Annotated in this window: 8 protein-coding genes; 4 read left to right on the top strand and 4 right to left on the bottom strand. The window is 71.4% G+C overall.

The annotated features are described in order from the left end of the window. The 4 genes from QF035_RS18585 to fxsT all read left to right on the top strand — a co-directional run bounded on the left by QF035_RS18585 (nucleotide 1) and on the right by fxsT (nucleotide 7,850). On the top strand, nucleotides 1-3,126 hold the full coding sequence (locus tag QF035_RS18585) for an SAV_2336 N-terminal domain-related protein (RefSeq protein WP_307521503.1): 3,126 nt from the start codon (nucleotides 1-3) through the stop codon (nucleotides 3,124-3,126). A 144-nt stretch (nucleotides 3,127-3,270) separates the two neighbouring features. Next, nucleotides 3,271-3,465, top strand: coding sequence for a hypothetical protein (locus tag QF035_RS18580; protein ID WP_307521502.1), 195 nt, complete (start codon nucleotides 3,271-3,273; stop codon nucleotides 3,463-3,465). Further along, nucleotides 3,462-4,754, top strand: a complete 1,293-nt coding sequence (locus tag QF035_RS18575; RefSeq protein WP_307521500.1) for an aKG-HExxH-type peptide beta-hydroxylase — start codon at nucleotides 3,462-3,464, stop codon at nucleotides 4,752-4,754. The genes QF035_RS18580 and QF035_RS18575 overlap by 4 nt, the downstream gene beginning before the upstream one ends. Nucleotides 4,755-4,847: 93 nt before the next feature. Next, nucleotides 4,848-7,850, top strand: coding sequence for an FxSxx-COOH system tetratricopeptide repeat protein (fxsT, locus tag QF035_RS18570; protein WP_307521499.1), 3,003 nt, complete (start codon nucleotides 4,848-4,850; stop codon nucleotides 7,848-7,850). Between the two features lie 77 nt (nucleotides 7,851-7,927). On the opposite strand, the gene QF035_RS18565 is transcribed toward fxsT, so the two are convergent. The 4 genes from QF035_RS18565 to QF035_RS18550 all read right to left on the bottom strand — a co-directional run bounded on the left by QF035_RS18565 (nucleotide 7,928) and on the right by QF035_RS18550 (nucleotide 15,057). Beyond that, nucleotides 7,928-11,728: a multifunctional oxoglutarate decarboxylase/oxoglutarate dehydrogenase thiamine pyrophosphate-binding subunit/dihydrolipoyllysine-residue succinyltransferase subunit gene (locus tag QF035_RS18565; protein WP_307521496.1), complete on the bottom strand. Its 3,801-nt coding sequence runs from the start codon at nucleotides 11,726-11,728 to the stop codon at nucleotides 7,928-7,930. 296 nt (nucleotides 11,729-12,024) lie between these two features. Further along, entirely contained in the window at nucleotides 12,025-13,149 is a 1,125-nt protein-coding gene (locus QF035_RS18560; protein ID WP_307521494.1) for a HAMP domain-containing sensor histidine kinase, read from the bottom strand. Nucleotides 13,150-13,493: 344 nt separating this feature from the next. Beyond that, the gene (locus QF035_RS18555) at nucleotides 13,494-14,231 is read right to left on the bottom strand and encodes a response regulator transcription factor (RefSeq protein ID WP_055617694.1); all 738 of its coding nucleotides are present in this window, start codon (nucleotides 14,229-14,231) and stop codon (nucleotides 13,494-13,496) included. Between the two features lie 112 nt (nucleotides 14,232-14,343). Continuing rightward, entirely contained in the window at nucleotides 14,344-15,057 is a 714-nt protein-coding gene (locus QF035_RS18550) for a spermidine synthase (RefSeq protein ID WP_307521491.1), read from the bottom strand. Between the last annotated feature and the right edge of the window lie 74 nt (nucleotides 15,058-15,131).

The following is a 15,131-nucleotide window of genomic DNA, read 5'->3' as shown; positions in this document are numbered from 1 at the left end:
ATGCACGGGATGCATCTGGAGGACCTGATCGGCAGGCTGCGCCGGGGCGGTCTCGACCCCACCGCCGAAGAGGTGGCCGACGCCGTCTGGCTGTCCCGGTGGCTCGACCCGGCGCCGCCCCGTGCCGAGCGGGACCGCAGGCCGGCCGACCCGTCCGCCCCGCCGGAGAACGGGACGGGGCCGGCGAGCCGCCCACCGGCGGACCACACCCCCGGGACCGGCCAGGAACCCGGCACGGACACCTCGCTCGGCGCCGTCCCCCTGCACACGGCGGGCGGCGGCGCCGGTCCGGGGACCGACGGCGTCCGGCAGGTCTTCCCGGTGCGCGCCCCGGCGGCCACCGCGCTGCCGGGCCTGCTGGGCCTCGAACAGGCGCTGCGCGCCCTGGGCCGCTACCGGGGACCCGCCGCCCCGCCCCGCGACGGGGCGATCGACGAGGAGGCGACCGCCGACCACGCGGCCGCCAGCGGAGTCCTGGTGCCCGTCCGCCGCCCGGGCCGCCGCCGGCGCTGCGACATCCAGCTCCTGATGGACACCGGCCCCGCGATGGCCGTCTGGGGGCAACTGGTCGAGGAACTGCGGCAGGCCTGCCAGCAGTCCGGGGCCTTCGGCAGCGTCCGGGTCCACCACCTGTACGCGGGCGACGGCGGCATCCCGCTCATCGGCACCACCGCGGGGCCCCGCCACCACACCCGGCTGCGCTCGGCCGACGAGTTCCACGACCCCACGGGTCGCTGGCTCACCCTCGTGATCAGCGACTGCGTGGGACCCCTGTGGCAGAACGGCAGCGCACAGCGGCTCCTGCACGGCTGGCCCCGCACCTCGCCGCTCGCCGTCGTCCAGCCGCTGCCGCCCCGGCTCTGGGGCCGCACCGCACTGCCCGCCGAACCGGGGCTCCTGGTCAGGCAGGCGGAGACCGGCGGACGCACCACCTTCCTGCCCGACGAGGAACCCTGGGACGTGCCGGCCGCCGGAGCCCGCCCCGTGCCGGTGCTCCAGCCGACCCCAGAGGCATTCGAGGCCTTCTCCCGCCTTCTGTCCGGCACCGGCCCCACCAGCGAACGGGCCTGGGCCGCCTGGACCACCCCCGCCCCCGCCCCGGCGGAGAACGTGCCCGCAGGGCCGCCCGCCCCACGCGGCGACGACGAACTCCTGCGCGCCTTCCGCGCCGGCGCCTCCCCTGGCGCGGTCCGCCTGGCCGTGTACCTCGCCGCGGCCCCGCTCACCCTGCCCGTCATGCAACTCGTCCAGCGGGCCATGCTCCCCGACACCGGACCCATGGAACTGGCCGAAGTCCTCCTGGGCGGCCTGCTCAGGCAACTGCCCGGCACCGAACGGCAGCCCTGCTTCGTCTACCCCGGCCGCGTCCAGGACCTGCTGCTCAGCTCGCTCGACCAGGACACCGCCGGGCTGGTCCTCAAACACTGCTCCGCCTACGTGGAACGCCACTTCGGCAAGGGCACCCGCAACTTCGCCGCGTTCGCCGCCGCCCGGCTCGCCGACCACGGCACGACCGTCACCGCGACCGGCGTCACCGACGGCGAGCGACAGCAGGACGACCGCGGCGATGTCGAGGCCGAGCTGTTCGCCCGCATCCCCGCCCGCGTCCTGCGCTTCTACCTGCCCGACCTGGAGACGCCCGTCCCCCTCGCCGAGGCCGAGCGGCTCCTCGGCCAGTGGCAGGCCCTGGCCGACCCGACCGTCCTGCGCCGCGCGAAGGAACAGGCCGAAGCAGCCGTACGCCAGGGCGGCGCCGCCCTCCCCGACGCCGTACGCGCCCATGTGCTCCTGGGCCGCGTCCTGCGGGCGGAGGCCGGCACCGCGGCCGCGCGCACCGGCGACCGCCGCGCGGAACTCCTCAACGCCGCCGTCGCCGAGTTCGCCCGCGCCCACCGCACGGCACCGGCCGGCAGCACCCACCGCAGCGAGGCCGCACTGGAACTCGCCGCGTCCCGCCACGAGTTGTGGCGCCTCACCGCGGACACCGCACACCTCACCGCTGCACTCGACGTCCTCGGCGTCCCGTCGGACCCGGACGCCCACTGGCCCGCACCCCTGCGCCGGGCGCGGCTGCTGCGCCGCGGACGCCTGCTGCTCGACCTGGACCGGCCCGGCGAGGCGGTCCCCGAACTCCGCGAAGGATGCGCCCTGTTGGACAGCGAGGGCGCCCCCGACGCCGTACGCGGACCGGCCCTGCTGGATCTCGCCCGCGCCCTGCACGCCTCCGGGGCCGACGGATCCGAGGCGCACGACGCCCTCGTACGCGCCGAACGCGCCGCGGCCGACGACCCGGCCCTGCGCCTGTCCTGCCTCGCCGCCCGGGCCGCCTTCCACGACGCCGCGGGCGACCACCCGGCGGCCGACGAGGCGTACGAGACGGCTGCCATGCTCGCCCCGCCGGACAGTGTCCGGCGCTGCGAACTCCTCACCGCCTGGGGCGAGTCACTGCTCCGGCGCGCCTCCCGTCCGGACGGCGCCGGCATCGTCGACCGCGCCGAGAACGTCCTGCGCGAGGCACTCAAGGCCCTGCCCGCCCGGTCCGCCCAGCGAGGCAGACTCCAGGGACTCATCGGGAGCGCGCTCGCACAACGGTTCCGGCATCTGGGCTTCCTGCCGGACCTGTACGAGAGCCGGCATCTGCTGGGCCAGGCGGTCCGGGCTGCCGTCTCCGACGGCGTACAGGCCGAGTCCTGGCTCCAGTTGGGCCGGGTGCGCCTCGAACTGTGGCACCGCGCCGGGGCGCCCGTCCTGGCCGACGCGCTCCAGGCGTACGAGGCCGCGGAGCGCGAGGCCCGGCGGGCCCACGGCGACGACCCCGGCTCGGTGACGGCCGCCCGCGCGCTGCACGGCCGCGCCGCGGTCCTCGCCCTCATGGGACGCCCCGCCGCGGCCGGCGAGGCCTACCGGGCGGCCCGCGACCAGTGGCAGCGGCTCGTCGGTGCGCTCACCGAAGTCGACTGGGACGACGTCGAGTCGACCCGCGGAGCGGCGGAGGAACTCGCCGCGCAGACGGCCCCGCCGAGCGGGCGGCGACCACTGCCGGACGACGAGTGGAGCCGCGCCTCGCCGCCCTGGTACCCCTGGTCCGAGGAGCGGCTCAACCACGCGGCGCATGACCGGAGTTGATCGGTAAGGGTTTCTGATTCCCACGCGTCGGGAAGAACTGGGCAGCCGTTGCGGCCGTGCGGGGCGGGCGTCGGCAGGGAGGAGCCGAGGGTGGGGGAGCAGAGGAATCGGGCGGCCGACCCTGGCCGGGACACCGGACGGACGGTGGCCCTGCCCGACCTCACCGACGTCGACCTGCGGACATTGCGTGCCATGGATGATCCGGGGCTCGTCGCGGCTGTCGATCAAGTGCTGAAGAGTTCCCGCGAGTTCGGGCAGATCTGGTACGTGGGCAGCGAAGGCGGCCAGCGAACGTTTCCGGTCACTGGCGGCTTACCGAGCGAGGAAGGCCAGGGATGACCCTGGCCGCCGTCCCCTTGGAGGTCTTCACGGAACTCGCGCGGACCCGGCCCCACCCGGCGGTCACCGCGGCACTGCGTGCCGTACTCCACGCGCGTCGCCTGCTGCTTCTCAAATCCCTCCTTGTCCTGGTCGAACAGCGCCGGGCCCGGCTGGCCCCCGAGGCGCGCCGGCGCTTCGAGCGGGACTGGATACTGCTGGAGCGGGCGGAGCGGACGGACCCCGCCGCCGTCCGTGACGTCGTCGACTACCCGATGACCGGGGCGTGGCTCACCGAGACGCTCGCGGCGGCCGAAGGCCCTGCCTTCGAGAGACACCTGGCGCACCTGGGCGGCGTGGCCGTCGCCGCCGCCGTCCGCGCGGGCTGCCAGGTCGACGGCACGCTCACCCAGCCGTCGGGCTCCTTGGTGCTGCCCGGACTCGGCGCGCTGTACTGTCCGTCAGGCAGCGTCCGGCTGAGCGGCGGGGCAGGACTGGTACGCCTCACGGACGGCGCGGGCGCGAGCGATGTGGTGCTGAGCCGCCCCTTGGCCCGGGCGGAGCCCGGCACACGGCGTCCGGTCGGCAGCGGGACCGGCTGGGCCGCCCTGCGCACCCTGCCCGGCAGCACGGTCGTCCTCGACGACCTCGACCCCTACCGGGTGCCGCCCCGGGGGATCGGTCCCAAGGCCCTGGCGGCGGCCCGGCGCCCGCACTCCGCCCATCGGCTGTGGGCCCGGTCGTGGAGTGAGGCGCAGGCGCTCCTGTCGGCGACTGACGCCGGGCGCGGGGCGGAGACGGGCGTGGTGCTGCGCGCCGTGGTGCCGCTCATGCCGCTGGTGGGCGACGGAGGCACCACGATGAGCGCCACCCTCCGGTCCGCTCCGGGCGCCGTGCTGTCCCAACTGCCCGCCGACGCGAGGGAGCTGGCGGAGTCCCTGGTGCACGAGTCCCACCACACCAAGCTGGCCGCCCTGCATGAGTTCGAGCCCCTGTACCGACCGAGCGGTGGGACCCTGCACCGAGTGGCGTGGCGGCGCGACCCGCGCCCCCTTTCGGGCGTGCTCCAAGGTGCGTACGCGCATCTGGCGCTCACCGATCTCTGGTGGCGGGCACGGGCCGGGCCCGCCACTCCCGAGGCCTGGCGACACAAGGCCACACAGCGGTTCGAGACGTATCGGGAACAGGTCGGGGAAGCCTTGTCCATTCTCCTCGAATCCGATGAACTTACCTTTGCTGGAAGGGAGTTCGTCCAGGAAATGAGCAGGCACCACGAGAGTCTCGGCGTGGCGACCCGAAATCCTGGGTGACACTGGGTGCAAGATCAGTTGCGTCGTGTGCGGGCGGATGAGCGTTCGCATCCGGCGGGCAGGTGTGACGGACGTGGGAGCAGGGAGCGTGTGATGGCGGAACAACGGGGGACGGGCCGTGACACTGCGGCGGCACCCGAGCATTTCCTCGTGGTCTTCCCCGGATACCACCGTTCGTGGGCGGCATGGATCGCCCAGTGCCTGGAGCGGCACGGTCACCGCGCCACCCAGCAGCGCTGGGACCCGCCCCGCGAGGTCTCGCTGGAGGACTCGCTCGGCGACCTCCTGCTGTCGAGCGGGCGTGTACTCCTCGTCCTCAACGACTGGTTCTTCGAACTCGGTCCGCGCCCCGCAGGTGAGTGGAACGACGCCCTGCGCGGTTTCGTCGCAGCGCACGCCGACCGCTTCGCCGCCGTCAACCTCACCAACCGGCCGCTGCTCCCGGCCACCGCGGTCCTCGAACCGGCCAGTCTGTGGGGCCTGAGCGAGGAGGGGGCGGAGGAACGCCTGCTGAGCAGGCTCGGCCTGGAGCGCCGCCGCACCCCGAGGACACTCCCCACCCAACTCCGCTACCCCGAGACGCGCGCCGAGATCTGGGGCGAGATCCCGCGCCGCAACCCGAGGTTCACCGGCCGCGACGACCTGCTCACCGACCTCCACCAGCGTCTTTCCGACGCCGAGCAGGGCGCCGCCGCCTGCACCCTGCTCGGCATGTCCGGCATCGGCAAGACCCAGCTCGCCGCCGAGTACGCACACCGCTTCAGCCCCGACTACGACATGGTGTGGTGGATCAACTCCGACGACCGCAACATCCAGCGTGACCGCTTCGGCGAACTCGCCGTGGAACTGGATCTGCGCAGCGGCAGTGAGCCGGGCGAGCGTATCCGAGCCGTGCGGGACGCCCTGCGCCGCGGGGACCCGCACTCCCGCTGGCTGCTGATCTTCGACGGCTGGGACGACACCGAAGGCATCGACGTACTGCTCCCGCAGGGCCCGGGACACGTCCTGGTCACCTCCCGAAACCGCGGCTGGAGCGAGCACACGGAGGTCCTGGAGATCCCCGCCTTCCTGCGCGCGGAGTCCACCGCCTATCTGATGCGCCGAGCCCCACACATCACCGCGGACCAGGCCGACGAGGTCGCTGTCGAGTTCGGCGACGTACCCCTGCCGCTCGTCCAGGCCGCGTCCTGGCTCGGTGAGTCGGGAATGGAGGCCCCCGAGTACCTGCGTATGGTGCGCGAGCGCAAGCTCACGACCGTCGACGAACCCACCACGGGCGAGGGCTTCCCCCAGTCGTCCATGACGTCCTGGTCGATACTGCTCAACCGGCTCCGGCGCTCGCAGCCGCAGGCCATCGACGTCCTCAGCCTGAGTACGTCCTTCGCACCCGGACGCATCCCGCTCGGCCTCATCCGTGCCTATCCGCAGGCGGAACTCCCCGAGGAGCTGCGGTGGATGTCCAGCGACCTGCCCGCTTGGACCCGGGCCCTGGACACGCTGGTCAACTACTCGGTGCTCACCCGCGAGACCCGCGGACCAGCGGGCGCGGAGATGGGCCCGCACCAGGAGTCCGTGCACATGCACCGTCTCGTCCACGACATCGTCTCCAAGCTGACCAGCGAGGAGAGCCGCGCCACCCACCGCAAGGCGGTCCGCAGCCTCCTCGCCGAGGCCGACCCCGGTAACCCCGTGGACACCAGGAACTGGCCTCGATACGCCGAACTGCTCCCGCACCTGGAACCCTCCGGCGCGCTGGACAGCACCCGGGCACGGGTCCAGGGGGCGGTCCTGAACTGCCTGCGGTACTGCTTCCGCAGCGGCGAGTACAAGGGCGGCCTGGAACTCGCGCAGCAGATCCGCGACCGCTGGTCCCGGAATCTGGAGCCGCTCGCCCGGCCCATGCTCGACCTCACCACCCAGGAGAGCAACATCCTGCGGGCCAGCGGCCGGTTCCGGGACGCGTACGAACTCGACAACGGCGTTCTCGAGAGGCTGCGGGCCGCCCCACAGCGCCAGGAGCAGGGCGAGCTGCGCACCAAGGCAGCCATGGCCAACAGCCTGCTCCACCTCGGCCGGTACGAGGAGGCGCACACCTTGCAGCAGGAGGTCCTCGTCGGCAACGACCGCCTGCTCGGCCCGAACGAGACCGCCACCCTGATCGCCCGGCACAACCTCGGCGTCGGCCTGCGTCTCCTCGGCCGCTACGCGGAGGCGTACGAACTGGACCTGGAGACGCTCTCGCTGCGGGAGAGCGTGCTCCGCGCCCGGCACATCAGCACGCTCAACTCGGGCAGCGCGGTCGTTCACGACCTGCGTCTCCTCGGGCGCTACCGCGACGCGCTGTCCCGCCAGGAGCCGGTCGTCAGGCTCCATGTGCAGGTGCTCGGTCCACTGCATCCGCAGACCCTGGAGGCACGCGTCCAGCTGGCCCTGTGCCGCCGTCGCGAGGGCGGTTACACACAGGACGTGGGGCCCTCCATGGCCAGTCTCCTGGAACAGCTGGGCCAGCTGCACGGCCGGGAGCACTACCGCACGCTGTCCTTCCTCACGAACTACGGCAACTTCCTGCGGGAGCACGGCGACCTGAGCCAGGCACGCGATCTGATCGCGGAGGCGGAAGCCGGCTACCGGGCCCTCCTCGGCCCCGCGCACCCCGTCGCGACCGGCATGCTCACCAACACCGGCCTGGTCATGCAGGCCGCCGGCGAACGCGCCGAAGCCATGTCGATGTTCGAGTCCGCGATGGCCGGTCTCACCGCCACGCTCGGCCCCGACCACCCCTGGGTGCTGGGCTGTGCGCTGAACGCCGCGAGCGCGCGCAACTTCAACGGCCGTATCTCGGACGCCGTCGAACTGAGCCGCGACACCCTCCGCCGCGCCCGGCACTCGCTGGGGGAGGAGCACCCGCTCACCCTCTCCTGCCAGGTGGCCCTCTCCGCGGACCTGCGTGCGGCCCGGGAGCAGGAGGAGGCCGGGAAGCTGGAGGAGGACGGCCTTCTCTCCCTCACCCGCACCCTGGGCGCCCAGCACCCGCACACCATCTCGGCCCGCCAGCGCACCCGGCCCTACTGGGACTTCGAGCCCTACCTGGGCTAGACGGGACGTACGAAAGGGGTCGGCCCCGAGTCCTGAGGACTCGGGGCCGACCCCTTTCACATGCCGTGGGACGAGGCCTAGGCCTCGAACACCTCCCGAACCAACTGCTCCTGCTCAGCCTGGTGCCGCTTCGCCGAGCCGACCGCCGGTGAAGAGGACGCCGGACGGGAGATCCGCCGCAGCCGCTCCCCGTGAGGAACGTCCGCGCCGACCGCCAGGTCCAGGTGGTCGATCAGGTTGAGGGCGATGAACGGCCAGGCACCCTGGTTCGCCGGCTCCTCCTGGGCCCACAGGTACTTCTCGGCGTTCGGGTACTTGGCGATCTCCGCCTGGAGCTCGGCACCCGGGAGCGGGTACAGGCGCTCGATGCGGATGATGGCCGTGTCCGTCGAGCCGCGCTTGGTGCGCTCCGCGTCGAGGTCGTAGTAGACCTTGCCCGCGGTGAAGACGACCTTGCGGACGGCGGACGGGTCCACGGACGCGTCGCCGATGACCGGACGGAAGCCGCCCGTCGTGAACTCCTCCGCCTTCGACGCGGCCGCCTTGAGGCGGAGCATCGACTTCGGGGTGAAGACCACCAGCGGCTTGTGGTGCGGGTTGTGCACCTGCCACCGCAGGAGGTGGAAGTAGTTCGACGGGAGGGTCGGCATCGCGACCGTCATGTTGTTCTGCGCGCAGATCTGGAGGAAGCGCTCGGGACGCGCGGACGAGTGGTCCGGGCCCTGGCCCTCGTAGCCGTGGGGGAGCAGGAGCGTGACGCCGGACGTCTGGCCCCACTTCTGCTCCGCCGACGAGATGAACTCGTCCACGACCGTCTGGGCGCCGTTGACGAAGTCGCCGAACTGCGCCTCCCACATGACCAGGGACTCGGGCCTCGCGAGCGAGTAGCCGTACTCGAAGCCCATCGCCGCGTACTCGCTCAGGAGCGAGTCGTAGATGTTGTAACGGGCCTGGTCCTCGGACATGTACTGGAGCGGGGTGAAGTCCTCGCCCGTCTCCCGGTCGATCAGCACCGCGTGGCGCTGGCCGAACGTGCCGCGGCGGGAGTCCTGGCCCGAGAGGCGCACCGGGGTGCCCTCAAGGAGCAGGGAGCCGATGGCCAGCGTCTCGCCCATGCCCCAGTCGATCGTGCCGTCCTCGACCATGGCCGCGCGGCGCTGCAGCTGGGGCAGCAGACGCGGGTGGACGGTGACGCGCTCGGGGATGTTGACCTGGGACTCGGCGATGCGCTTGACGACCTCCTGGGAGACCGCCGTGGTGACGGTCACCGGGAACTCGGGCTGCGCGTCCGGGACATGGGCCTCGGCCGGCGTGTTGGTCGCCTCGCGGACCTCCGTGAAGACCTTCTCCAGCTGGCCCTGGTAGTCCTGCAGGGCCTGCTCGGCCTCTTCCAGCGTGATGTCGCCGCGACCGATGAGCGACTCGGTGTAGAGCTTGCGCACCGAGCGCTTCTTGTCGATCAGGTCGTACATCAGGGGCTGGGTGAAGGCCGGGTTGTCCGACTCGTTGTGACCGCGGCGGCGGTAGCAGATGAGGTCGATCACCACGTCCTTGTTGAACGCCTGGCGGAACTCGAAGGCCAGCCGCGCGACGCGGACCACGGCCTCCGGGTCGTCGCCGTTCACGTGGAAGATCGGGGCCTCGATCATGCGGGCCACGTCGGTCGAGTACATGGAGGAGCGCGAGGACTCGGGCGCCGCCGTGAAACCGACCTGGTTGTTGATGACCACGTGGACCGTGCCGCCGGTGCGGTAGCCCCGTAGCTGCGACATGTTCAGGGTCTCCGCGACCACGCCCTGGCCCGCGAAGGCCGCGTCGCCGTGCAGGGCCACCGGCAGGACCGTGAAGTCCGTGCCGCCCTTGTTGATGACGTCCTGCTTGGCGCGGACGACACCCTCCAGGACCGGGTCGACCGCCTCCAGGTGCGAGGGGTTGGCGGCCAGCGAGACCTTGATCTGCTCGCCGTCCAGACCGGTGAACACGCCCTCGGCGCCCAGGTGGTACTTCACGTCGCCGGAGCCGTGCATCGACTTCGGGTCGAGGTTGCCCTCGAACTCGCGGAAGATCTGCGCGTACGACTTGCCGACGATGTTCGCCAGCACGTTCAGGCGGCCGCGGTGGGCCATGCCGATGACGACCTCGTCGAGACGGGACTCCGCCGCGCTGTCGAGCACCGCGTCGAGCAGCGGGATGACGGACTCGCCGCCCTCCAGGGAGAACCGCTTCTGGCCGACGTACTTCGTCTGCAGGAAGGTCTCGAAGGCCTCCGCCGCGTTCAGCCGGCGCAGGATGCGCAGCTGCTCCTCGCGCTCCGGCTTGGTGTTCGAGCGCTCGATGCGGTCCTGGATCCACTTGCGCTGCTTCGGGTCCTGGATGTGCATGAACTCGACGCCGGTGGTGCGGCAGTACGAGTCGCGCAGGACGCCGAGGATGTCGCGCAGCTTCATCATCGACTTGCCGGCGAAGCCGCCGACGGCGAACTCGCGCTCCAGGTCCCACAGGGTGAGCCCGTGCTCGGTGATGTCCAGGTCGGGGTGCTTGCGCTGCTTGTACTCCAGCGGGTCGGTGTCGGCCATGACGTGGCCGCGGACCCGGTAGGAGTGGATCAGCTCGAAGACACGCGCGGCCTTCGTGACGTCGTCGTCGTGCGAGGCGTCGATGTCCTTGAGCCAGCGGACCGGCTCGTACGGAATGCGCAGGGCCTCGAAGATCTCGTCGTAGAAGCCGTTCTCGCCGAGGAGGTAGTTCGCGACGATGCGGAGGAACTCGCCAGAGGCGGCGCCCTGGATCACCCGGTGGTCGTAGGTCGACGTGAGCGTCATGACCTTCGAGATGCCGAGCTTGTTCAGGGTGTCCTGGGAGGTGCCCTGGAACTCCGCCGGGTAGTCCATCGAGCCGACGCCCATGATGACCGACTGACCGGGCATCAGACGCGGGACCGAGTGGACGGTGCCGAGGCCGCCGGGGTTGGTCAGCGAGACCGTGACACCGGTGAAGTCGTCCATCGTCAGCTTGCCGTCACGGGCGCGGCGGACGATGTCCTCGTAGGCCTGCCAGAACTCGAAGAAGTTCAGCGTCTCGGCCTTCTTGATGCCCGCGACGACCAGCTGGCGGTCGCCGTTGGGCTTCACCAGGTCGATGGCGAGGCCGAAGTTGATGTGCTCCGGCTTGACCAGCGTCGGCTTGCCGTCCTTCTCGACGAACGAGTAGTTCATCGACGGCATGGCCTTGATGGCCTGCACCATCGCGTAGCCGATGAGGTGGGTGAAGGAGATCTTCCCGCCCCGGGCACGCTTCAGGTGGTTGTTGATGACGATGCGGTTGTCGAAGAGCAGCTTCACCGGGACGGCGCGCACGGACGTGGCCGTGGGCAGCTCCAGCGAGGCGTTCATGTTCTTCGCGACCGCGGCGCTCGGTCCGCGCAGCGTCACGTACTCCGGACCCGCGGCGGACTCCGACGCGGGCGCGGCCTTCGCCGCGGCCGGCTTGGCCGCGGCGGGCTTCGCCGGAGCCGCGGCAGGAGCAGCGGCGGCGGGCTTCGCCGGCGCGGCGGCTGCCGGCTTCGGCGCCGCGGGTGCGGCCTGGGCCGGAGCGGCCTGGGCCGGAGCCGCGGGCGCCGCAGGGGCGGCCGGAGCGACCGTGGTGGTCCCCGCGGCCCCCGCGGCCGCGGTACCCGACGGGGCCGAGGCGGCGACGCCGCCCGGCTTGTAGTCGGCGAAGAAGTCCCACCAGGCTCGGTCTACCGAATTCGGGTCCTGGAGGTACTGCTGATAGATCTCGTCGACGAGCCACTCATTGGGACCGAACGCAGCAGCGGGGTTCTTCCCGGCTTGGTCCTCGGTCGAGGTGCTCGAGTTACTGGGGGACTGTGGCGACACGGCGGCAACCGCCCTCTTCCGCTTCACAAGGTGATGGACAGCGGGAATAAAGGCTACGCCTCCCGGACCGCGTAGGTCAGGCCGGGCCTGGTCATCGTCGCGTAAGTCACATCGAAAAGCGTGTTTCGGTGGTGGAAATGGCGGGAAACAAGCGAGGTTCCGATGCGGAACCGACACGTCGGGTCAGGACTGCGACCCCGAAAGGCCGAGCCTCCGTACGAGGACCGCGCGATGACACGTGTCCTGCTGCCCGATCACACGATTCACTCATGGATCTTAGGCTCTGGATTTGAACCCTACGTCAATCTGTCAAGGGAAGGCACGCCCGGAAGGGTGACCTGGATCCGGCAGCCACGCGGGGATTCGGCCACACCGATCCGGCCGCCGTGCAGATCCACCGCCCAGCGGGCGATCGCGAGCCCGAGGCCCGTACCGCCGTCGCTGCCGGGACCGTGCGGGGCGACCACGCCGCCGCGGTTGAACCGCTCGAAGACCCGGTGCCACTCCGAGCGCGGGATGCCAGGACCCTCGTCCAGGACCTCCAGGTCCAGCGACTCGTGTCCCTCGCCGCGCCGGGCCTTCACCGTGACGCGGCCGTGCGGCGGGCTGTGCTTGACCGCGTTGTCGATGAGGTTGGCGACGACCTGGTGTATCCGCTCCGGGTCCGCGTGAGCGGTCAGCTCGGGCGGCGACACGTCCAGGTGCAGATGGACGTCCGTACGCGTGTGACTGCCGGAGCCGGAAGCGATGCCCGCGCGCGCCGAGGCCACCATGTTGGCCTCCTTCAGTACGCCGGACAGGTACGGCCACACCTCGAAGCGCCGCTTGCGCAGCGGTACGACGCCGTTGTCCAGGCGTGAGAGGTCCAGCAGCGTCTCCACGAGCCGCCCCAGCCGCTCCGTCTGCTTCAGGGCCGTACGCATCGTCTCGGGGTCGGCGGCGGAGACGCCGTCCACCACGTTCTCCAGGACCGCGCGCAGGCCGGCGATGGGGGTGCGCAGCTCGTGGGAGACGTTCGCCACGAGTTCCTTGCGCTGGCGCTCCTGGGCCTCCAGGTCGTCCGCCATACGGTTGATCGTCTGGGCCAGGTCGCCCAGCTCGTCGCGGCGGTCGGCGCCCCTGACCCGGCGGGTGTAGTCACCGTGCGAGATACCCCGCGCCACGGTGTTCATCTCGTCCAGCGGGGATGTCAGCGAGTGCGCCACGAACTGGGTGATCAGCAGGGTCGCGATCACCGAGAAGACCGTGATGAAGCGCAGCTCCGTCTCGGTGCGCACCGCGATCATCAGCAGACCGGTGGTGATGAAGACCGAGACGACGACCAGAGCGCCGAGCTTCGTCTTGATCGAGAAGGGCCGCACCTCGCCCCAGGAGCCCGTGGCCGATCCCACCGCGGAGGCGGTACCGGCGGCCGACGTCATCGCGGAAGCGGGGGCCGTTCCGGAAACCGCTGCCGATCCGGACGCCGCACTCGAACCGGGCGCCGGACTCAGTCCGGACACCGAGCCCGAACCGGTACCGGCATCGATACCGGTACCAGGACCGGTATGGAGCGGTGAATCCGAACCGGGGCCGACGAACGCACCCGTACCCGAGTCGGCGAGCGGTCCCGCGTCCGAGCCGGTGTGCGACCTCGCACCCGAGCGCCTGCCCGAGCGCGGGCGCCTGCCGAAAAGCGAACGGGAACCCGCACCCGCCAGCACGCTCTTGCGCCACGCACCGATACCGCTCATCACTTCCGCCCCCTCAACCAGGGTGCCCGACTCTAGGGCGTCGGGGTCTCCAGCGCGTAGCCCACGCCATGAACCGTACGGATGCGCTCGGCGCCGATCTTCCGGCGCAGCGCCTTGATGTGGCTGTCCACGGTGCGGGTGCCGGACGCGTCGGCCCAGTCCCACACCTCGGCCAGCAACTGCTCGCGCGAGAGCACCGCGCGCGGCGTGTTCGCCAGGCAGACCAGCAGGTCGAACTCCGTGGGCGTGAGATGCACGTCCTCGGAGCGCACCCGGACCCTGCGCTGCGCGTGGTCGATCTCCAGCTCGCCGAGCCGCAAAATGCCCGAGCGCGGCGTCGACGCGGCCAGCGCGGCGCGCTCCACGCGTCGTAGCAGTACGTGCACGCGCGCGGCCAGCTCGCGCATCGAGAACGGCTTCGTCATGTAGTCGTCGGCGCCCACGCCGAGCCCGACCAGCATGTCCGTCTCGTCGTCGCGCGCGGTGAGCATCAGCACCGGCACCGGACGCGCCGCCTGTACCCGACGACAGACCTCCAGGCCGTCGAAGCCGGGCAGCATGATGTCGAGGATCAGCAGGTCGGGCTGCCATGCCTCGGCCGTATCCACGGCGGCCGGCCCGTCACCCGCCGTTTGCACGAGGAATCCCTCGGCACGCAGGCGGGCGGCGATGGCGTCCACGATCGTCGGATCGTCCTCGATCACCAGCACCCGGCGCTGAGCGCCCGGCGTGGCCGCCGTGCCGTTCTGGGAGGTGTGTGTCTGCTCCATCGCCCGCCCCTGAGTGTGCTTTCCGGAACCAGTGGGGTGATTCCATGACTGCGCTTGACGCTTGAATGATCGGCGTCAGGTCAGCAGGGTACGGGCAGTGACCGCCGCTCGGCTATCCAGGCCCGATCGCGAGATGCACGACGTCCGGAACGCCCCGGGCAACCGGGATCTCTTCGGTACGCACCTGTCGGAACCCGGCATTCCCCAAGGTTCTTGCGAAATCAGGCGAGGGTTGGGCGGACCACACGGCCAGTACCCCGCCGGGCCTCAACACCCTTGCGCACGCGGCGAGTCCGGCCGTCGAGTAGAGGTTTTCGTTGCCCTCCGTGACGGTCCACTCGGGTCCGTTGTCGATGTCGAGGCACAGCGCGTCGTACGTGTCGGACGTCTCATTGACGTATGCGACGAGATCCGCCTCGATGATCTCCGTGCGCGGATCCGCGAGCGCCCGCGACGAAAGGGCGGCGAGCGGCCCGGCTCGGTGCCAGTCGATGATGGCCCGCTCCCGTTCGACGACGGCGATCCGGCCCCAGCGCGGCTCGGCGGCCGCGTGTGCGAGCGAGAAGCCGACGCCCAGGCCGCCGATCAGGACGTCGGGCCCCGGCCGGCCGTCCAGCGCGCCGAGCGCGGCCTCGACCAGCCGTCTCTCCGAGCGTCCGTCGGAGGTGTCCATGAGGAAGCAGCCGTTGGCGATGATCTGCAGCAGCCCGCCGTGCCGGCGGAGTACAACCTCGCCGTACGGCCCCTCGCGACGGTCGATGACTTCAGGAGTGCCGTGGGAAGCGTCGTAAGTGGTGTTGTAGGGGGCGTCGTGCGAGGTGGTCATGCGGCCATCCTGGCAAGTTCCCTCGGTACGAGCAGCTGAATTGCGCCGGGCCGACGGTTGTCACCTTCTCGGCC

The organism is Streptomyces umbrinus, assembly GCF_030817415.1.
GTDB lineage: Bacteria > Actinomycetota > Actinomycetes > Streptomycetales > Streptomycetaceae > Streptomyces > Streptomyces umbrinus_A.
Note: the sequence above shows the minus strand (reverse complement) of the source record. Positions and strands in the feature narration are given on the sequence as shown.

What these genes read in the sequence shown, in the direction of transcription:
- QF035_RS18585 (WP_307521503.1), top strand. Translation starts at nt 1, where the DNA reads ATGCACGGGATGCATCTGGAGGACCTGATCGGCAGGCTGCGCCGGGGC.
- QF035_RS18575 (WP_307521500.1), top strand. Translation starts at nt 3,462, where the DNA reads ATGACCCTGGCCGCCGTCCCCTTGGAGGTCTTCACGGAACTCGCGCGG.
- fxsT (WP_307521499.1), top strand. Translation starts at nt 4,848, where the DNA reads ATGGCGGAACAACGGGGGACGGGCCGTGACACTGCGGCGGCACCCGAG.
- QF035_RS18560 (WP_307521494.1), bottom strand. Translation starts at nt 13,149, where the DNA reads ATGACGTCGGCCGCCGGTACCGCCTCCGCGGTGGGATCGGCCACGGGC.
- QF035_RS18555 (WP_055617694.1), bottom strand. Translation starts at nt 14,231, where the DNA reads ATGGAGCAGACACACACCTCCCAGAACGGCACGGCGGCCACGCCGGGC.
- QF035_RS18550 (WP_307521491.1), bottom strand. Translation starts at nt 15,057, where the DNA reads ATGACCACCTCGCACGACGCCCCCTACAACACCACTTACGACGCTTCC.